Origin of the sequence: Geobacillus sp. YHL (assembly GCF_022341265.1) — a bacterium.
Lineage (GTDB): Bacteria > Bacillota > Bacilli > Bacillales > Anoxybacillaceae > Geobacillus > Geobacillus thermoleovorans.
Map to the genome: position 1 here is coordinate 251,373 of NZ_JAEIGB010000001.1, position 19,299 is coordinate 270,671.

At 54.4% G+C, this 19,299-nt stretch carries 16 protein-coding genes; 15 read left to right on the forward strand and 1 reads right to left on the reverse strand.

What is annotated here, in order from left to right; all coding sequences use genetic code 11:
- The first annotated feature begins 9 nt into the window (after positions 1–9).
- The 9 genes from leuB to yihA all read left to right on the forward strand — a co-directional run bounded on the left by leuB (position 10) and on the right by yihA (position 12,349).
- A complete protein-coding gene (gene leuB / locus JCR24_RS01185; RefSeq protein WP_014196459.1) occupies positions 10–1,125 on the forward strand; it encodes a 3-isopropylmalate dehydrogenase in 1,116 nt (371 codons plus the stop codon).
- Positions 1,126–1,145: 20 nt separating this feature from the next.
- A complete protein-coding gene (gene leuC / locus JCR24_RS01190; RefSeq protein ID WP_238979934.1) occupies positions 1,146–2,561 on the forward strand; it encodes a 3-isopropylmalate dehydratase large subunit in 1,416 nt (471 codons plus the stop codon).
- Between the two features lie 96 nt (positions 2,562–2,657).
- Positions 2,658–3,251 (forward strand): 3-isopropylmalate dehydratase small subunit, encoded by a 594-nt coding sequence (gene leuD, locus JCR24_RS01195; protein ID WP_238979935.1) that lies wholly within the window; start codon positions 2,658–2,660, stop codon positions 3,249–3,251.
- A gap of 196 nt (positions 3,252–3,447) precedes the next feature.
- Entirely contained in the window at positions 3,448–4,428 is a 981-nt protein-coding gene (locus JCR24_RS01200) for a tetratricopeptide repeat protein (RefSeq protein WP_014196456.1), read from the forward strand.
- A gap of 164 nt (positions 4,429–4,592) precedes the next feature.
- Positions 4,593–5,879: a trigger factor gene (tig, locus tag JCR24_RS01205; protein WP_015375529.1), complete on the forward strand. Its 1,287-nt coding sequence runs from the start codon at positions 4,593–4,595 to the stop codon at positions 5,877–5,879.
- Positions 5,880–6,109: 230 nt separating this feature from the next.
- Entirely contained in the window at positions 6,110–7,375 is a 1,266-nt protein-coding gene (gene clpX / locus JCR24_RS01210; protein WP_011232128.1) for an ATP-dependent protease ATP-binding subunit ClpX, read from the forward strand.
- 143 nt (positions 7,376–7,518) lie between these two features.
- Positions 7,519–9,192 carry an ATP-dependent protease LonB gene (gene lonB / locus JCR24_RS01215; RefSeq protein WP_011232127.1) on the forward strand — a complete coding sequence of 558 codons (1,674 nt, stop codon included), beginning with the start codon at positions 7,519–7,521 and terminating at the stop codon, positions 9,190–9,192.
- Between the two features lie 230 nt (positions 9,193–9,422).
- The gene (gene lon, locus JCR24_RS01220) at positions 9,423–11,765 is read left to right on the forward strand and encodes an endopeptidase La (RefSeq protein WP_119877903.1); all 2,343 of its coding nucleotides are present in this window, start codon (positions 9,423–9,425) and stop codon (positions 11,763–11,765) included.
- A complete protein-coding gene (gene yihA / locus JCR24_RS01225) occupies positions 11,762–12,349 on the forward strand; it encodes a ribosome biogenesis GTP-binding protein YihA/YsxC (protein WP_013144582.1) in 588 nt (195 codons plus the stop codon). The genes lon and yihA overlap by 4 nt, the downstream gene beginning before the upstream one ends.
- A gap of 41 nt (positions 12,350–12,390) precedes the next feature.
- Here the strand turns inward: yihA and JCR24_RS01230 are convergent, their stop codons facing one another.
- Positions 12,391–12,876 carry a LiaI-LiaF-like domain-containing protein gene (locus tag JCR24_RS01230; RefSeq protein ID WP_013144583.1) on the reverse strand — a complete coding sequence of 162 codons (486 nt, stop codon included), beginning with the start codon at positions 12,874–12,876 and terminating at the stop codon, positions 12,391–12,393.
- A 166-nt stretch (positions 12,877–13,042) separates the two neighbouring features.
- On the opposite strand from JCR24_RS01230, the gene hemA reads away from it, so the two are divergent.
- From hemA to hemL, 6 genes are read left to right on the forward strand one after another with little or no spacing between them, the layout of a single operon-like run.
- On the forward strand, positions 13,043–14,407 hold the full coding sequence (gene hemA / locus JCR24_RS01235) for a glutamyl-tRNA reductase (protein WP_011232123.1): 1,365 nt from the start codon (positions 13,043–13,045) through the stop codon (positions 14,405–14,407).
- 10 nt (positions 14,408–14,417) lie between these two features.
- A complete protein-coding gene (ccsA, locus tag JCR24_RS01240) occupies positions 14,418–15,236 on the forward strand; it encodes a cytochrome c biogenesis protein (RefSeq protein ID WP_013144585.1) in 819 nt (272 codons plus the stop codon).
- A 15-nt stretch (positions 15,237–15,251) separates the two neighbouring features.
- Positions 15,252–16,184 (forward strand): hydroxymethylbilane synthase, encoded by a 933-nt coding sequence (gene hemC / locus JCR24_RS01245; RefSeq protein WP_238979936.1) that lies wholly within the window; start codon positions 15,252–15,254, stop codon positions 16,182–16,184.
- Positions 16,181–16,948 carry a uroporphyrinogen-III synthase gene (locus tag JCR24_RS01250; protein ID WP_020754244.1) on the forward strand — a complete coding sequence of 256 codons (768 nt, stop codon included), beginning with the start codon at positions 16,181–16,183 and terminating at the stop codon, positions 16,946–16,948. Before hemC ends, JCR24_RS01250 begins: the two co-directional genes overlap by 4 nt.
- Positions 16,949–17,923, forward strand: a complete 975-nt coding sequence (hemB, locus tag JCR24_RS01255) for a porphobilinogen synthase (protein WP_238979937.1) — start codon at positions 16,949–16,951, stop codon at positions 17,921–17,923.
- 16 nt (positions 17,924–17,939) lie between these two features.
- On the forward strand, positions 17,940–19,229 hold the full coding sequence (gene hemL, locus JCR24_RS01260) for a glutamate-1-semialdehyde 2,1-aminomutase (protein ID WP_031407912.1): 1,290 nt from the start codon (positions 17,940–17,942) through the stop codon (positions 19,227–19,229).
- Positions 19,230–19,299: the final 70 nt, after the last annotated feature.

Here is a 19,299-nt window from a genome sequence, read left to right on the forward strand (position 1 = left end):
GGATTCAGAATGGGAAACTATCGGATTGCCGTCTTGCCAGGGGATGGCATCGGCAAAGAAGTGACGTCCGGAGCGGTCGAGGTATTAAAAGCGGTCGGCATCCGGTTTGGCCACGAGTTTACGTTTGAATATGGATTGATCGGTGGAGCGGCGATCGATGAGGCGGGGACGCCGCTCCCCGAGGAAACGCTCCGCCTTTGCCGAGAAAGCGATGCGGTGCTGCTTGGGGCGGTCGGCGGTCCGAAGTGGGATGACAACCCTCCGCATTTGCGCCCGGAAAAAGGATTGCTTGCCATTCGCAAGCAGCTCGACTTATATGCCAACTTGCGGCCGGTTGTTTGCTATGACAGTTTGGTTTCCGCTTCGCCGTTAAAACCGGATCTCGTGCAAGGCGTCGATTTTGTCATCGTCCGCGAGCTGACCGGCGGCATTTACTTCGGCCAGCCGAGCGGCCGCGTCGTCGAAAACGGCGAAGAAAAAGCAGTGGACACCTTGTTATATAAAAAGGAAGAAATTGAGCGGATCGTCCGCATGGCGTTTATACTCGCACGCGGGCGGAAGAAAAAAGTGACTTCGGTCGACAAGGCGAACGTCCTTTCGTCAAGCCGTCTATGGCGGGAAGTGGCCGAAGAGGTGGCGAAGCAGTTTCCGGACGTCACGCTTGAGCATATGCTTGTTGACAATGCCGCGATGCAGCTCATCCGTGCGCCGAAGCAGTTTGATGTCATTGTGACAGAAAACATGTTTGGCGACATTTTAAGCGATGAAGCCTCCATGTTGTCCGGTTCGCTCGGGATGCTGCCGTCAGCCAGCTTATCCGCTTCCGGTCCGAGCTTGTATGAGCCGGTGCACGGTTCAGCGCCTGATATCGCCGGCATGAACAAAGCCAATCCGATTGCGGCGATTTTGTCGGCCGCGATGATGCTTCGACTGTCGTTCGGGCTCACCGCGGAAGCGGAGGCGGTAGAGCACGCGGTGTGGCAGGCGCTCGCCCTAGGTTTGCGCACCGCCGACTTGGCGCCAAGCGGCGGCCGCATCGTATCCACGAACGAAATGGTCGAAGAAATCAAAGCGGCGGTGCTGGATTATACGGCCATTGCTCAAATTATGACCGTTTATGCCTAAGACGTGCGAGGTGAAAGCCAATGAAGCCGAAAACGATCATCGATAAAATTTGGGAAAACCACGTCGTCTACCGTGAGGAGGGCAAACCGGATTTATTGTACATCGATTTGCACTTAGTGCATGAAGTGACCTCGCCGCAAGCGTTTGAAGGATTGCGGCAAAAAGGGCGGAAGGTGCGGCGGCCGGATTTGACCTTTGCGACGATGGACCATAACGTGCCGACCGTTAACCGATTTGTGATTACCGACGAAGTGGCGCGCAACCAAATCGCTGCGCTTGAGCGCAACTGCCGCGAGTTCGGCATTCCGCTCGCCGACCTACACAGCGAAGAGCAAGGAATCGTTCACGTCATCGGCCCAGAGCTCGGGTTGACCCAGCCGGGAAAAACGATCGTTTGCGGCGACAGCCATACGTCGACGCACGGGGCGTTTGGCGCCTTGGCGTTTGGCATCGGCACGAGCGAAGTCGAGCATGTATTGGCTACACAAACGCTTTGGCAGCATAAGCCGAAAACGCTGCAAATCTGCATCAACGGCCGCCTCGGCAAAGGAGTGACCGCCAAAGATGTCATCTTGGCCATTATCGGCCGCTATGGCGTTGGCATCGGCACCGGTTATATTATCGAATTTACAGGCGAAGCGATCCGACGCATGTCGATGGAAGAGCGAATGACGATTTGCAACATGTCGATTGAAGCTGGGGCGAGAGCCGGCCTCATCAGCCCGGATGAAACGACGTTTGCCTATTTGCGCGGCCGCAAATATGCGCCAAAAGGCGAGGAGTTTGACAAGGCGGTGGAACGGTGGCGGGCGTTAGCCAGCGATGAGGGGGCAAAATACGATAAAACGATTGAAATCGATGCGTCGACGATCGCTCCGATGGTGACGTGGGGGACGAACCCCGCGATGAGCACTTCCGTCGATGGCGTCGTGCCGCATCCCGAGCAATTTGAAAGCAAAACAGAGCAAAACGCGGTGCGCCGGGCGCTTGAGTACATGGGGCTCAAGCCGGGCACGCCGATTACGGATATTCCGGTGCAGCACGTCTTCATCGGTTCGTGCACCAACTCACGCCTCAGCGATTTGCGCGCGGCGGCGAGCATCGTGAAAGGGAAAAAAGTGGCTCCGGGTGTACGGGCGCTCGTCGTGCCTGGATCGCAGCAAGTGAAAAAACAAGCCGAAGCGGAAGGGTTGGCGCAAATTTTCATCGACGCCGGTTTTGAATGGCGCGACTCCGGCTGCAGCGCCTGTTTGGGCATGAACCCGGACATCATCCCAGAAGGCGAGCACTGTGCGTCAACGTCGAACCGCAACTTTGAAGGGCGGCAAGGAAAAGGGGCGCGCACGCATCTCGTCAGCCCGGTGATGGCGGCGGCGGCTGCGATTTACGGACATTTTGTCGACGTGCGCCAGCTTGAAGCCGAGCCGGTCTGTTAAATTGACGATCGTGATGGCAAAAGAGGCGGCGCGGCATCCTAGGAAGCCGAGCTCCTTTGCCATCAGCGACATCCATAACGGAAGGGGGAAAGGACGATGAAGCCGTTTACGATCCATCGCGGAAAAACCGCCGGCATCGATCGGGCGAATATTGATACCGATCAAATCATTCCAAAACAGTTTTTGAAACGGATTGAACGCACCGGCTTTGGCCAGTTTCTCTTTTACGATTGGCGGTATTTGAGCGACGGCACGCCAAATCCGGCGTTTGAGCTCAACCGCCCGGAAAACGAAGGGGCGACGATTTTAGTCGCCGATGAAAACTTCGGTTGCGGCTCATCGCGCGAACATGCGCCGTGGGCGCTGCAAGATTACGGATTCCGCGTCATCATTGCCCCATCGTTTGCCGATATTTTTTACAACAACTGCTTAAAAAATGGGCTGTTGCCGATCCGGCTGGATAAAGAGGATGTCCGCTACTTGCTGCGCCAAAGCGAGCGCGCAGACTATGAACTGACGGTTTCGCTTGAAGAACAGCGGGTATTTGACGATGAAGGATTTTCGCGTCCGTTTGACATTGACCCGTATCGAAAACAGTTGCTGTTAAAGGGATGGGATGAAATTGATTTAACGTTTGTCTATGAACCGTATATTCAAGCGTATGAACAACAGCATAGCCCGCGGCCGTAAGCGTCTATTTTTTGCGGTGCAGCGCGGCGGCAAAAATCGGCTGTTCCGCCGTTATTTTGGCAGGAACAGCCTCTTTGTTTTGCATATAGGAGGATGAAGAAAATGGACGGCGGCAGCAAGCGCCAAAAAGGGTTGGCTTGTTTCGGCTAAGAAAACTTGTTACACTTGTGGTAAACACATATAGGAGCGGGCGAAGATGGCCGGGAAAAAAGGAAAAATCATCATGTTTCCGCAAACGAAAGAACGGCTGATGGAAGAGGCGTTTGCTGCGCTCGAGGCGAAGCGGTATAAAGAAGCGCTCCGCTTTTTGCGCGCCGCCGAACAGCTTGGCGACCACAGCTTTCCGGTTCGGCTTGGGCTGGCTGTCTGTTGCTATGAGCTTGGGGAATATGATGAGGCGGAGCGGCGTCTTGCCGGTTTGCTTGACGAGCAACCGGGCAACGGTGAACTGTTGCAAATGTATATTGCCATATTGTTGCAAACGAATCGATACAGCAAGGCCGAAACCGTGATCCGCCACGCCTTGCGCCGTCCGTCGTTATCCGTTTCGCTGCGCGAACAGCTTCACCAGCTGCTTCGATTCAGTGAAAAAATGAATGCCCGCACGCTTCCGCCCGCGGAGTGGAAGCGGGTGAGACGGCTGCTTGAGTCCGGGGACATTGCTGAGCAGCTGCAACTGATTAAACAACTGGAAAAAGAAGACATCGAGCCGGTGCTGCCGTTGCTCAAGCAATATTTACGCGCACCGGAAAAAAGCCCGATGGCGAAAACGATGCTCCTTCGCCTGTTGACAGGGAAGCGAGTCAACGAAACGGTGACGGTTGAGAAATTTGGCCGTTGCATGGAGGTCGTCCCGTCAGCGTTGGACGAACAGACGGAAACGGAATTTGCTTCATCGCTGCTGGGTCGGCTTGAACAGCAGCTCGCGGCGGAAAGCCCGAGTTTGTATGAAACGGCGGCGGACATTTGGCTTCGCTATGCATATGTGTTGTACCCGTTTCCGCCAGAGCCGGCGGATGCAGCGGCCTGGCTTGCTGCTCTCCATTGGATGGCGAGCCGGTTTTTAGGCTTGGATGCTGACGCGACCGCCTTGGCCGACCGCTACGGTGTGGAGGCGGCGGAGATGGCAACGCTTTGCCAAAAGCTATACGAAATAGAGGAACTTTCCTCCCTCTAATGGCTCGTTCTCTGTTGAAACATGGCTGTTGTATGTTATAATATAATGGCTGTGCTATGTATCTGTTTTCGCATACTTGTCTACATAATTGGGCATCATAAAAAGATCTGGACAAGCGGAGTGCGCTATGGTCCGAGCAATGATTTCAGGTGGAGGGAACAAGGATGTCAGTCAAATGGGAAAAGCTTGAAGGGAACGAAGGCGTATTGACCGTTGAGGTCGACGCCGAGAAAGTGAACAAAGGCTTGGACGCCGCGTTTAAAAAAGTGGTGAAAAACATCACGCTTCCGGGCTTCCGCAAGGGGAAAGTGCCGCGCGTTCTGTTTGAAAAACGCTTCGGCGTCGAAGCGCTCTATCAAGATGCGCTCGACATTTTGCTGCCAGAGGCGTATGCCAAAGCCGTCGAAGAGGCAGGCATCGAACCGGTGTCAATGCCGGAGATTGACATTGAGCAAATGGAAAAAGGCAAAAGCTTAATTTTCAAAGCGAAAGTGACCGTAAAGCCGGAAGTGAAGCTCGGTCAATACAAAGGGCTTGAAGTGGAAAAAATGGATACAACCGTGACGGACGAAGATGTCGAAAACGAATTGAAACGTTTGCAAGAAAATTACGCCGAACTTGTCGTGAAAGAAGACGGGACGGTGGAAAACGGCGATACGGTCGTCATCGATTTCGAAGGGTTTGTCGACGGCGAGCCGTTTGAAGGCGGCAAGGCGGAGAACTATTCGCTTGAAATCGGCTCTGGAACGTTCATTCCGGGGTTTGAAGAACAGCTTGTCGGCATGAAAGCCGGCGAGGAAAAAGAAATCCAAGTCACATTCCCGGATGAATACCACGCGAAGCAATTGGCCGGCAAACCGGCGACGTTTAAAGTGAAAGTGCATGAAGTGAAAGCGAAGCAATTGCCGGCTTTGGACGACGAGTTTGCCAAAGACGTCGATGAAGAAGTCGAAACGCTTGACGAACTAAAGGCGAAAATTCGCGCCCGTTTGGAAGAGGCGAAAAAGAACGAGGCGGAGACTGCCTTGCGCAATGCGGTTGTCGAAAAAGCGGCAGCCAACGCCGAAATGGATATTCCGGAGGTTATGATCAAAAACGAAACCGACCGGATGCTTCGCGAATTTGACCAACGCCTGCAAATGCAAGGTTTGAACTTGCAGTTGTATTATCAATTCTCCGGCCAAGATGAAGCGTCGTTGCGCGAGCAAATGAAAGAAGATGCCGAAAAACGGGTGCGCGCGGCGTTGACGCTTGAAGCGATCGCGAAGGCCGAAAACATTGAAGTGACCGACGAGGAAGTAAACAAAGAGCTCGAAAAAATGGCGGAAGCCTACAAGCTGAGCGTGGACAAGCTGAAAGAGCTGCTCGGCAGCTTAGATGGCGTCAAAGAAGATTTGAAATGGCGGAAAACAGTTGATTTTCTTGTAGAGCACAGCAAGGTTGCGGCATAATATATCTTAAGGAAGGAACAAGGCGCGAGACTTCGTGCCTTGTTCTTTATCCACAACCATGGCGCCTGAACGGCAATTTTCAAACTTTTCCAAATGGACGACGGTTTTTTCATTCGCTTTCTCAGGAACATGTATGGTAAAATAGCGAATACATACGTTTTTACGACATAAGAGATGGCGGACATGGATACATAAGCAGGCGCGATTTCGTTGGCAAGGGGTGAAATGACATGTTTAAGTTTAATGATGAAAAAGGGCAATTGAAATGTTCGTTCTGCGGCAAAACACAAGACCAAGTCCGAAAGCTCGTTGCCGGTCCGGGGGTTTACATTTGCGACGAGTGCATTGAGCTATGCACGGAAATTGTTGAAGAGGAGCTCGGCAATGAAGAGGAATTTGAATTTAAAGACGTGCCGAAACCGTTGGAAATTCGGGAAATTCTAGATGAGTACGTCATCGGTCAAGATGAGGCGAAAAAATCGCTCGCCGTTGCGGTTTACAATCATTATAAACGGATCAATTCCGGCAGCAAAATCGATGATGTCGAGCTGTCGAAAAGCAACATTTTAATGATCGGGCCGACCGGGAGCGGGAAAACGCTGCTGGCGCAAACATTGGCGCGCATTTTGAACGTGCCGTTTGCCATCGCCGATGCCACCTCGCTTACAGAGGCCGGCTATGTTGGCGAAGACGTCGAAAACATTTTGTTAAAGCTCATCCAAGCGGCGGATTATGACGTCGAACGGGCGGAAAAAGGCATTATTTACATCGATGAAATTGACAAAATCGCCCGCAAATCGGAAAACCCTTCCATCACTCGCGACGTATCCGGCGAAGGGGTGCAACAGGCGCTGTTGAAAATTTTAGAAGGCACCATTGCCAGCGTTCCGCCGCAGGGCGGTCGCAAACATCCGCATCAAGAATTCATTCAAATCGATACGACGAACATTTTGTTCATTTGCGGTGGAGCGTTTGATGGCATTGAGCCGATCATCAAGCGCCGTCTTGGCAAAAAAGTGATCGGTTTTGGCGCGGAAATGAACCAGACGGATGTCGACGAGAAAAACTTGTTGTCGAAAGTGCTGCCGGAAGACTTGCTCAAATTCGGACTGATTCCGGAGTTCATCGGCCGTCTGCCGGTCATTACGACGCTCGAGCCGCTCGACGAACAGGCGTTGATCGACATTTTGACGAAACCGAAAAATGCCATTGTCAAGCAATACCAAAAAATGCTTGAGCTTGACGGCGTTGAGCTCGAGTTTGAAGAAGCGGCGCTCCGTGAAATCGCGAAAAAAGCGATTGAGCGGAAAACGGGCGCGCGCGGCCTTCGCTCGATCATCGAAGGCATTATGCTCGATGTGATGTTTGAGCTGCCGTCGCGCGAAGATGTGCAAAAGTGCATCATCACGCTCGACACGGTGCGCGGCACAAAGCCGCCGACGCTGATCCGTCATGACGGCACCGTCATCGAGCTGGAACGGAAAACATCTGCCTGATGGGAAAACCGCCTTTTTTCGGCGGTTTCTTTTTTTGCCGCCCATGCCCTGGGCGCCGGTCGGCGCTTTTTTTGTTTATTCCCGCCAGTTCGCGGAGATACTATCATACTACATACCATCTAAAGGCAGGAGGATATCGGGGCATGGATTGGACGAACATCGTACTGGTCATCCAGCTGTTTTTCGGGGTCATCATCGGCCTTTATTTTTGGAATTTGCTAAGAGGGCAACGTGTGCAAAAAGTTTCGATTGATAAAGAGTCGCGCAAAGAGATGGAACAGCTCCGCAAGCTGCGTTCGATTTCGCTCACCGAGCCGCTGGCGGAAAAAGTGCGGCCGAAAAGTTTTGACGACATCGTCGGTCAGGAAGACGGCATCAAGGCGTTAAAAGCTGCTTTATGCGGCCCCAACCCGCAGCATGTCATCATTTACGGCCCCCCTGGCGTCGGCAAGACGGCAGCTGCTCGGCTCGTGCTTGAGGAAGCGAAAAAAAATCCGCTCTCCCCGTTTAAGAAAAATGCGGTGTTCGTGGAGCTTGACGCGACGACGGCGCGCTTTGACGAGCGCGGCATCGCCGACCCCCTCATCGGCTCGGTGCACGACCCGATTTACCAGGGGGCCGGGGCGATGGGGCAAGCCGGCATTCCCCAGCCGAAGCAAGGGGCGGTGACGAACGCCCACGGCGGCGTTTTATTCATCGACGAAATCGGCGAGCTTCATCCGATCCAAATGAACAAGCTGCTGAAAGTGCTTGAGGACCGGAAAGTATTTTTTGAAAGCGCCTATTACAGCAAAGAAAATCCGCAAATCCCAAGCCATATTCACGATATTTTCCAAAATGGACTGCCGGCTGATTTCCGTCTTGTCGGGGCGACGACGCGCACGCCGAACGAAATTCCTCCGGCCATTCGCTCTCGTTGCCTGGAAGTATTTTTCCGTGAATTGGACCAAGATGAAATCGCCCTCATCGCGAAAAAGGCGGCGGAAAAAATCCGCTTGAACGTGTCAGAAAGCGGCATTCGCCTCCTTGCCGCCTATGCGCGCAACGGGCGGGAGGCGGTCAACATGATGCAAATTGCCGCTGGCCTGGCCATCACGGAAAACCGAGAAAACATTTTGGACAAAGATATTGAATGGGTCATTCAATCGAGCCAAATGACTCCGCGCTATGAGAAGAAAATCGCTTCCGCTCCGGCGGTCGGCGTCGTCAACGGTCTGGCTGTGTATGGACCAAACACCGGTGCGTTGCTCGAAATTGAGGTGACCGCCTTGCCGGCGAAAGGAAAAGGATTGATCAATGTCACCGGCATTGTCGAGGAGGAAAGCATCGGCAGTGCAGAAAAATCGGTGCGGCGCAAAAGCATGGCGCGCGGCTCGGCGGAAAACGTCATTACGGTGTTGCGGGCGATGGGCGTGCCAGCGGACCGCTACGACATTCATGTCAACTTTCCGGGCGGGGTGCCGGTTGACGGCCCGTCAGCCGGGGTGGCGATTGCCGTCGGCATTTATTCCGCCATCTACCAGCTGCCAGTCGATCATACGGTCGCGATGACCGGAGAAATCAGCATCCGTGGCTGCGTGAAACCGGTCGGCGGCGTGTTCGCCAAAATCAAAGCGGCCAAACAAGCCGGGGCGAAAAAAGTCATCATCCCGATTGAGAATATGCAATCGTTGCTAGGCGAAGTCAGCGGCATTCAAATCATCGCCGTCCGCCGCCTCGAGGAAGTGCTCGTCCATGTGTTCGGCGAAGAGGCGCTCCGCCGCGGCCCCGCGCTGCTGCCAGCGGCTATGGACCGCTCGGAGAAAAAGCTCGTCTAGCCAAAGGAAACGGCGGCAAGGCGAACGATTGGCAACGAAAGCGGGCGATCCGCTCGCAACCGAGTCGGGCGGTTCGCCCGGCCTCTCTTTTATGTACGGCTTCGGCGCAAGCGGATCGTCGCTGAAGTCGGTTTTTCTTTGCCTGCAGACGGAGCGCCGCGCGCTTTTTCGTTCGTCAAATTTTACAAACCCGGCTACCGTACTATACAATAAACGAATAGAAGCGAGAGATGGAGGTGTTCGGCGTGAACGGAAAGAAAAAGGAGACGGTCGTTCCGCTTTTGCCGCTGCGTGGGCTGCTCGTGTTTCCGACGATGGTGCTCCATTTGGATGTCGGGCGCGAGAAATCGGTCAAAGCGCTCGAACAAGCCATGGTTGAGGATCATATGATTTTGCTGACGTCGCAAAAAGACGTTGCCATCGACGAACCGGACATGGATGACTTATATAAAATGGGAACGATCGCGCGCGTCAAGCAACTTCTAAAACTCCCGAACGGCACGTTCCGCGTGCTTGTCGAAGGCGTCGCTCGGGCGCTCATTACGGAAGTGATCAGCGAGGAGCCGTACTTTCTCGTCAAAGTCGAAAAGTTTGCTGATCGGGCGGCGAAAGATTTAGAAGATGAGGCGCTCAAGCGGACGATGCTTGAATATTTCGAGCAGTACATAAACTTGTCCAAGCGGCTGTCGGTCGACATTTACGCCTCGATCGTCGACATCGATGAGCCGGGGCGAATGGCGGACATCATCGCCTCGCACTTGCCGCTTAAGCTTGAGGAAAAGCAGCGCATTTTAGAAACGATCGACGTGAAAGAGCGCCTCAATAAAATCATCCAAATTTTGCACAACGAAAAAGAAGTGCTCCAGCTTGAGAAAAAGATCAGCGCCCGCGTCAAGCAGTCGATGGAGCGGACGCAAAAAGAGTATTATTTGCGCGAGCAAATGAAGGCGATTCAAAAAGAGCTTGGCGAAAAAGAAGGAAAAACGGGCGAAGTCGAGGAGCTGAAAGAAAAAATCGAGGCGGCCGGCATGCCGGAGCATGTGAAACAAACGGCATTGAAAGAGCTTGACCGCTATGAAAAAATTCCGGCGACCTCAGCGGAAAGCGCAGTCATTCGCAACTACCTCGATTGGCTCATCGCCTTGCCGTGGTCGAAAGAAACGGAAGACATCCACGACATTAAGCGGGCGGAAGCGATTTTAAACGAGGAGCATTACGGGCTCGATAAAGTGAAAGAACGGGTGCTTGAATTTTTATCCGTCAAGCAGCTGACGAAATCGTTAAAAGGTCCGATTCTTTGCCTCGCCGGACCGCCGGGGGTCGGCAAAACGTCGCTCGCCCGCTCGATCGCCAAAGCGCTCGGCCGCCGCTTCGTCCGCGTTTCGCTCGGCGGCGTCCGCGACGAATCGGAAATTCGCGGCCATCGCCGCACGTATGTCGGCGCCATGCCGGGACGCATTATCCAGGGGATGAAAAAAGCAGGCACGATCAACCCCGTCTTCTTGCTTGATGAAATCGACAAAATGTCGAGCGATTTCCGTGGCGATCCATCGGCGGCCATGCTGGAGGTGCTTGACCCGGAGCAAAATCATACGTTCAGCGACCATTACATTGAAGAGCCGTACGATCTATCGAAAGTCATGTTTATCGCCACGGCCAACCATTTGGCGGCGATTCCGCAGCCGCTCTTGGACCGGATGGAAGTGATCCACATACCAGGCTACACAGAAGTGGAGAAGCTGCATATCGCCAAGCGGCATTTGCTGCCGAAACAAATCACCGAGCACGGGCTGAAAAAGGCGGCGTTGCAAATTCGCGATGACGCGATGCTCGATATCATCCGCCATTATACGCGCGAAGCCGGGGTGCGGGAGCTTGAGCGGCAGCTCGCCGCTATCTGCCGAAAAGCGGCCCGCCTCATCGTTTCCGGCGAGAAAAAGCGGGTTGTGATCACAGAAAACAATCTTGAGGAATTTTTAGGGAAGCGAAAATACCGCTACGGCCGAGCGGAGGCGGAAGACCAAGTCGGCGTGGCGACCGGGCTGGCGTATACGGCGTTTGGCGGCGATACGCTCGCCATCGAAGTGTCGCTCGCGAAAGGAAACGGCAAACTCGTTTTGACCGGCAAGCTCGGCGATGTCATGAAAGAATCAGCGCAAGCGGCGTTCAGCTACGTGCGGTCGCGCGCTGAGGAGCTTGACATTGATCCGAAGTTCCATGAGAAATATGATATTCACATCCACGTTCCGGAAGGAGCGGTGCCGAAAGACGGGCCATCGGCCGGCATTACGATTGCGACCGCACTCATTTCCGCTTTGACGGGCAAGCCGGTGAGCCGCTTTGTCGGCATGACCGGGGAAATTACGCTGCGCGGCCGCGTTCTTGCGATCGGGGGGCTGAAAGAGAAAACGTTAAGCGCCCATCGTGCCGGATTGAAAACCGTCATTTTGCCGAAAGACAATGAAAAAGATTTGGCTGACATTCCGGAAACGGTGAAGCGCGACTTGCGCTTTGTGCTCGTCTCTCATCTCGATGAGGTGCTGCCGCACGCGCTGGTGGGGTGGAAGCGATGAATGTGAAGAAAGCAGAGCTTGTGACCAGTGCCGTCAAGCCGGAACAATATCCGGACGGCGGACGGCCGGAGGTGGCGCTCGCCGGCCGTTCGAACGTCGGCAAATCATCCTTCATCAACAAAATGATCAATCGGAAAAACTTGGCGCGCACCTCCTCAAAGCCAGGTAAAACGCAAACGTTGAATTTTTATTTGATTAACGACTCGTTTTACTTTGTGGACGTGCCAGGTTATGGTTTCGCCCGCGTGTCGAAGCAGGAGCGGCAAAAATGGGGGAACATGATGGAGACGTACTTTACGACGCGCGAGGTGCTTAAGGCGGCGGTCCTGCTCGTTGATTTGCGCCATCCGCCGACGAAAGACGATGTGATGATGTACGAGTTTTTAAAACATTACGAGATCCCGGTGATCGTCATTGCGACGAAAGCGGATAAAGTGCCGCGCGGCAAGCATCAAAAACACGCGAAAATCGCGCGCGAGACGTTGCGGATGGCTGACGGCGACCCGCTCATTTTGTTTTCCGCCGAGACCGGACAAGGGAAAGACGAAGCATGGGCGGCGCTTTTGCCGTTTGTGGCTTCATGACGAAAACACCAGCGATTCCGCTGGTGTTTTCACTTCCAAGGCTATTTTCGCCTAGTCCATAATATATAGACGCCGATGGCGATGAGTCCGAGCGGCCAAAACTTCCAGACAGAGGAAAGTCCGGCTTGGACGAGGTGAAAGAATGGCTGGCCGCGCCCGGAAAACGTCAGCACGACAGCGAGAAGCAAAAAAAGCACGCCAAAGCCGGCCCCGCCTTTTTGTTTGCGGCTGCTGGCGAAAAAAGCGAGCGCGATGAGGAAAAAAAACATGTTCACGCCGCGGGGCCAGGCCGAAAATGCACTCGCAAGGAGCAGTTCAACGCCAAATCCGAGTAAAAGAAAGCCGGGGAAAAGGTAAGCATATTCGCGCGCTGAATGCGCCTGGCCAAGCAAAGCCGCGCCGCAAATGGCAAGCAAGGCCGGCCACCCTTGGAAGAAATGGAAAAGGGGGGATTCCATCTGTCCGGCGAGAAAATACAGTCCGAGGCCAATGAATAAGATGCCGGCGAATACCGTTCGGGTTTTCATGATCGTCGCGTCCTCCGTTTCCCTTTTGGACATGTTTATGATAGAATGATCACTGTCTACAGTTTAGCATAGCTTTGGAGGCATGTTCACAATTTTTTCAAACCGGAACGATGGACGGTTGTGATATAATGATAAAAGGGATTCGGTCAATAAGGGGGTTGGCATCGTGCAAATCGTAGTCGTTGGCGTCGACTATAAAACCGCCCCTGTAGAAATCCGCGAAAAGCTCGCGTTTGCGGAAGCGGAACTCGGTGCGGCGATGAAACAGCTCGCCAAGCAAAAAAGCGTGCTCGAAAACGTGATCGTCTCGACGTGCAACCGGACGGAAGTTTATGCAGTGGTTGATCAACTGCATACCGGCCGTTACTATATGAAAGCATTTTTAGCCGAATGGTTTGGCGTCAAAGTGGAAGCGATTGCTCCGTATTTGCGTGTGCTTGAAGGAGAAGCGGCCATCAAGCATTTGTTCCGCGTGGCGGCCGGCCTTGATTCGATGGTGCTTGGGGAAACGCAAATTTTAGGGCAAGTGAAAGACAGCTATTTGCTCGCTCAAGAGGTCGGGACGAGCGGCACGATTTTCAATCATCTGTTCAAGCAGGCGGTGACCTTTGCGAAGCGCGCCCACTCGGAAACGGGCATCGGCGCGCACGCTGTATCGGTCAGCTATGCGGCGGTTGAGCTGGCGAAGAAAATTTTCGGCCGCCTTGCCGGCAAGCACGTCTTGATTATCGGGGCCGGCAAAATGGGGACGCTGGCGGCGCAAAACTTGTACGGCAGCGGCGTCGGGAAGGTGACGGTTGTCAATCGGACGCTTGAAAAAGCGAAACAGCTTGCGAAGCAGTTTGCCGGCGAAGCGAAGCCGCTCGGCGAATTGTCATGCGCTTTGCTGGAAGCGGATATCGTCATCAGCTCGACGGGAGCCAAAGGCTATATTTTGACGAAGGAAATGGTGGCGCCGCTTGAGAAAATGCGCAAAGGCCGCCCGCTCTTTATGGTTGACATCGCGGTGCCGCGCGATTTGGATCCGGCGTTGGCTGATTTGGAAACGGTGTTTTTGTACGACATTGACGATTTGCAAGATGTGGTGGCGGCCAACTTGGCGGAACGGCAAAAGGCAGCGGCTCGCATTGAAACGATGATCGAAGCGGAACTTATGGCGTTCAGCCAATGGCTGCAGACGCTCGGCGTCGTGCCAGTCATTGCCGCATTGCGCGAAAAGGCGCTGGCCATTCAAGCAGAAACGATGAAAAGTTTGGAGCGGAAACTGCCGCATTTGTCGGAGCGCGACTGGAAAGTGTTGAATAAGCATACGAAAAGCATTATTAACCAGCTGCTCCGCGATCCGATTTTGCAGGCGAAGGAACTCGCCGCCGGCCCGAATGCCGAGGAGGCGCTTTTGCTGTTTATGAAAATTTTCAATATCGAAGATGCGGTGAAAGCCGAGCGGCATATAGAGCAGGCGAAATCCGTGCAATGCGATGAACAAGACGCGGAAGCGGTCCGTGCCGCCCGCCCATCATGGCAGCTGTAAGGTGGGATGGATGGTGGCGCTGTTGTATGAGTTGTCCATTTTGCTTTACATCGCTTCGATCCTATTCTATTTCATCGATTTTTTGCAACAAAACCGGAAGGCGAACGACATCGCCTTCTGGTTGCTTTCTATTGTATGGCTTTTGCAGACAGTGACGTTTGTTTCTCGCATCATGGAGACGAAGCGCTTTCCGATTTTAACGATGTCGGAAGGGCTTTATTTTTACGCTTGGCTGCTCATTACGCTGTCGCTCGTCATCAATCGGCTGCTGCGCGTCGATTTCATCGTCTTTTTTACGAACGTGCTTGCTTTTTTTATTTTGGCCATTCATACGTTTGCACCGTCTTCGCAGTCGCCGGCTGTTGCGGAGCGGCTCGTCTCGGAGCTGCTGATCATCCACATCACCCTTTCGCTCGGAGCGTATGCGGCGTTTACGCTGTCGTTTCTGTTTTCGGTGCTTTACATGTTGCAGTACAGTTTGCTGAAAAAGAAAAAGTGGGGGGCGCGCCTTTGGCGCATGGCGGATTTGTCGCGGCTTGATTTTTTGTCGTATGTTTTAAATGCGCTCGGCTTGCCTATGTTGTTATTAGGGCTCATTCTTGGCGTGATTTGGGCGTATATTCAAATCGACCATTTCCATTGGTATGATGCGAAAGTGCTCGGGTCGTTTGTCGTTCTTCTCGTCTATGGCGTCTATTTTTACAAGCGAGCCGTCCGGCAGATGCAAGGGAAGGCGATCGCGCTATGGAATATCGGTTCGTTTTTATTTTTGCTTGTCAACTTTTTCTTGTTTGGCAGTTTGTCAAAATTTCATTTCTGGTATTCGTAATCGAGGTGGAACGAGATGCGGAACATTGTCGTTGGCTCGCGGCGCAGCAAGCTTGCCTTGACCCAGACGAAGTGGGTGATCAACGAATTGAAACAGCTTGGGGCGCCGTTTACGTTTGAAGTGAAAGAAATCGTCACGAAAGGAGATCGGGTGCTTGATGTTACGCTCTCGAAAGTCGGGGGCAAAGGGTTGTTTGTGAAAGAGATTGAGCATGAATTGCTCGCCGGCGGCATCGATATGGCGGTCCATAGCATGAAAGATATGCCGGCTGTGCTGCCCAAAGGTTTAGTGATCGGCGCGGTGCCGCGCCGCGAAGATGCACGCGATGTGCTTGTCAGCAAAGGAAACCGGATGCTCTCCGACTTGCCGCCTGGGTCGGTCATTGGCACGAGCAGCTTGCGCCGTTCGGCGCAGTTGCTTGCCTATCGCCCGGATTTGACGATCAAATGGATTCGCGGCAATATTGACACAAGGTTGGCGAAGCTCGAAAGCGAAGAGTACGATGCGATCGTGCTGGCGGCGGCGGGTCTTGCGCGCATGGGCTGGAGCGATGAGGTGATCAGCGATTATTTGCCGCTTGACGTCTGCGTTCCAGCGGTCGGTCAAGGGGCGCTCGCCGTCGAGTGCCGCGAAGAGGATGAGGAATTGCGTGAATGGCTCAACCGACTGAACGACGAGCAAACCGAGCGGGCTGTTCGGGCGGAGCGCGCTTTTTTGCAACAAATGGAAGGAGGCTGTCAAGTGCCGATTGCCGGCTACGCGGAAGTGAAGGAGGGGACGGTGCGTCTTACCGCGCTTGTCGCCTCCCCGGATGGCAAAGAAATGTATAAAGAAATCGTCACTGGCGCCGATCCGGAAGCGGTCGGCCGACAGGCGGCTGCTGTCTTGATCGAACAAGGGGCGAAAGCGCTCATCGAGCGGGTGAAACAGGAGTTGAGCCAATCATGACACACAGCGCGCTCGCCGGCAAAACGGTGCTCGTGACGCGCGGCAAAGAGCAGGCGGCATCGTTTTCTGCCAAGCTGCGCGCTGTCGGCGCCGTGCCGGTCGAGATCCCGCTCATTGCCATCCGACCGGCGGCGCCGGAAGAAATCGCTTCTATGGTTGAGCGGCTTGGCGAATACCGTTGGCTCGTTTTCACAAGCGCGAACGCCGTCCGCTTCTTTTTTCCGCACGTTTCGTTGCCGCGGCCGCTGCCGGAGATGGCTGTCGTCGGCCGGAAAACAGCGGCGGCGCTCGCCGAGCATGGTCTTTCCCCGGCGCTTGTGCCGGATGATTACACCGCTGAACGGCTGGCTGACTTGCTCATGCCGCGCGTCAAACAAGGCGACCGGGTGCTGTTTGTCAAAGGCAATTTGGCGCGCCCGACCTTGCCTGAGGCGTTGCGAAACGCCGGCGCCGCGGTCGACGAGCTCACGGTGTATGAGACCGAGCCTGATGAAAACGGCCGGGAGCGGTTGTTGTCGCTGCTGCGCCGGCGGGAGCTTGATGCGGTCACCTTGATGAGCCCGTCGGCGGTTGACAGCCTTGTCCGCCTTCTCGACAAAGAAGTGGATGCCCTTCTTTCCGGTGTTGCGGTCGCCTGCATCGGACCGGTGACGAAAGAAGCGGCCGAGCGGGCGGGCATTCCGGTCCATATTTGTCCGACGGATTACACCACGGATGGTATAATCAAAGCGATGGAACAATATTTTTCCATGGAGGGACGATGAATGGCACTGTCATTTGACCGCCATCGCCGTTTGCGGCAAACGGCTGCGATTCGGGCGATGGTGCGTGAGACGCATCTTCGCGTCGAGGATCTCATTTATCCGCTGTTTGTGGTCGAGGGAAGCGGCATTAAGCGGGAAGTGCCGTCGATGCCAGGGGTTTACCATTTATCGCTTGACCGTTTATCTGAGGAAGTGGACGACATCGCCAAGCTTGGCATTCCCGCCGTCATGGTGTTTGGTGTGCCGAATGAAAAAGATGAAGTCGGTTCGCAGGCGTATTGCGAAACAGGGATTGTTCAGCGGGCGATCCGCCAAATCAAAGCTGAACACAAAGATCTAGTCGTCATTGCGGATACGTGTTTATGTGAATATACGAGCCACGGCCATTGCGGCGTCGTCGAAAACGAGCGCGTGCTGAACGACCCGTCGCTTGATTTGCTTGTCAAAACAGCTGTCAGCCAAGCGCAAGCCGGCGCTGACATCATCGCGCCGTCGAATATGATGGACGGTTTTGTGGCCGCCATTCGCCAAGGGCTTGATGAAGCAGGGTTTGAGTATGTGCCGATCATGTCGTATGCGATCAAATACGCGTCGGCGTTTTACGGTCCATTCCGCGATGCTGCCGACAGCGCACCGCAGTTTGGCGACCGGAAGACGTACCAAATGGATCCGGCCAACCGCCTTGAGGCGTTTCGCGAGGCGGAGTCGGATGTCAAAGAAGGCGCTGATTTCTTGATGGTGAAGCCAGCGCTTGCCTACATGGATATTATCCGCGACGTCAAAAACCGTTTTCCGCTTCCGCTTGTCGCCTATAACGTGAGCGGCGAGTATGCGATGGTCAAAGCGGCGGCGCAAAACGGCTGGATCGATGAGAAGCCGGTCGTCATGGAAATGTTGACAGGGATGAAACGGGCGGGCGCGGATTTGATCATTACGTATTTTGCTAAAGATGTCGCCCGCTGGCTGGCGGAATAAAGAGGAGGACGGAATGATGCGGAGCTATGAACGGTCAAAGGCAGCATACGAAGAAGCGGTGAAATTGATGCCAGGCGGGGTGAACAGCCCGGTGCGCGCCTTCAAGTCGGTCGGGATGACGCCGATTTTTATGGCGCGCGGCCAAGGAGCGAAAATTTACGATATTGACGGCAATGAATACATCGATTATGTGCTGTCATGGGGTCCGCTCATTTTAGGGCATGCCAACCCGCAGGTCGTGGAAGCGTTGAAGCGCGTGGCGGAACAAGGCACGAGTTTTGGCGCTCCGACATTGCTTGAAAATGAGCTCGCTAAGCTCGTCATCGAGCGGGTGCCGTCCGTCGAGGTTGTGCGCATGGTCAACTCCGGCACCGAGGCGACGATGAGCGCCCTCCGTTTAGCGCGCGGCTATACGAAGCGCAACAAAATTATCAAATTTGAAGGCAGCTACCATGGCCATGGCGATTCGCTGCTCATTAAAGCCGGCTCTGGCGTGGCGACGCTCGGCCTGCCGGACAGCCCGGGCGTGCCGGAGTCGATCGCCCAGCATACGATCACCGTGCCGTACAACGACTTGGACAGCGTCCGCTATGCGTTTGAGCGGTTTGGCGAAGACATCGCCGCGGTGATCGTCGAACCGGTCGCCGGCAATATGGGCGTCGTTCCGCCAGTGCCTGGCTTTTTGGAAGGGCTGCGCGAGGTGACGAAACAATACGGCGCTTTATTGATTTTTGATGAGGTCATGACCGGATTCCGCGTCGATTACCATTGCGCCCAAGGGTATTACGGCATTGAGCCGGATTTGACGTGCCTTGGCAAAGTGATTGGCGGCGGCTTGCCAGTCGGAGCGTACGGGGGCAAAGCCGAGATCATGGAGCTTGTCGCGCCGAGCGGCCCGGTGTACCAAGCCGGCACGCTTTCCGGCAACCCGCTCGCCATGACGGCCGGGTACGAGACGCTCCGCCAGCTGACGCCGAAAACGTACGAAGAGCTTGGCCGCAAAGCGGCGCGCCTTGCGGATGGTCTTCATCAGGCGGCGGAGAAGTACGGCATTCCGCATACGATCAACCGCGCTGGATCGATGATCGGCTTTTTCTTCACGAACGAGCCGGTGGTCAACTACGAGACAGCGAAAACGTCCGACTTGAAGCTGTTTGCCGCCTATTATCAGGAAATGGCGAATGAGGGTATTTTCCTGCCGCCGTCGCAATTTGAGGGGCTGTTTTTGTCGACGGCGCACAGTGATGATGATATTGAATATACGATTGCCGCTGCTGAGCGGGTGTTTGCCCGTCTGCGTGGATAAGGAAAGGGGCTGCCGACGGTCGGCAGCCCAATTTTTTATCATACCGCCTCTTTTCCGTTCATACAATGGA

Bases quoted from the DNA above. Each gene is read 5' to 3' on its own strand.
- leuB (WP_014196459.1), top strand. From the start codon at position 10: ATGGGAAACTATCGGATTGCCGTCTTGCCAGGGGATGGCATCGGCAAA.
- leuC (WP_238979934.1), top strand. From the start codon at position 1,146: ATGAAGCCGAAAACGATCATCGATAAAATTTGGGAAAACCACGTCGTC.
- leuD (WP_238979935.1), top strand. From the start codon at position 2,658: ATGAAGCCGTTTACGATCCATCGCGGAAAAACCGCCGGCATCGATCGG.
- JCR24_RS01200 (WP_014196456.1), top strand. From the start codon at position 3,448: ATGGCCGGGAAAAAAGGAAAAATCATCATGTTTCCGCAAACGAAAGAA.
- tig (WP_015375529.1), top strand. From the start codon at position 4,593: ATGTCAGTCAAATGGGAAAAGCTTGAAGGGAACGAAGGCGTATTGACC.
- clpX (WP_011232128.1), top strand. From the start codon at position 6,110: ATGTTTAAGTTTAATGATGAAAAAGGGCAATTGAAATGTTCGTTCTGC.
- lonB (WP_011232127.1), top strand. From the start codon at position 7,519: ATGGATTGGACGAACATCGTACTGGTCATCCAGCTGTTTTTCGGGGTC.
- lon (WP_119877903.1), top strand. From the start codon at position 9,423: ATGGAGGTGTTCGGCGTGAACGGAAAGAAAAAGGAGACGGTCGTTCCG.
- yihA (WP_013144582.1), top strand. From the start codon at position 11,762: ATGAATGTGAAGAAAGCAGAGCTTGTGACCAGTGCCGTCAAGCCGGAA.
- JCR24_RS01230 (WP_013144583.1), bottom strand. From the start codon at position 12,876: ATGAAAACCCGAACGGTATTCGCCGGCATCTTATTCATTGGCCTCGGA.
- ccsA (WP_013144585.1), top strand. From the start codon at position 14,418: ATGGTGGCGCTGTTGTATGAGTTGTCCATTTTGCTTTACATCGCTTCG.
- hemC (WP_238979936.1), top strand. From the start codon at position 15,252: ATGCGGAACATTGTCGTTGGCTCGCGGCGCAGCAAGCTTGCCTTGACC.
- JCR24_RS01250 (WP_020754244.1), top strand. From the start codon at position 16,181: ATGACACACAGCGCGCTCGCCGGCAAAACGGTGCTCGTGACGCGCGGC.
- hemB (WP_238979937.1), top strand. From the start codon at position 16,949: ATGGCACTGTCATTTGACCGCCATCGCCGTTTGCGGCAAACGGCTGCG.
- hemL (WP_031407912.1), top strand. From the start codon at position 17,940: ATGCGGAGCTATGAACGGTCAAAGGCAGCATACGAAGAAGCGGTGAAA.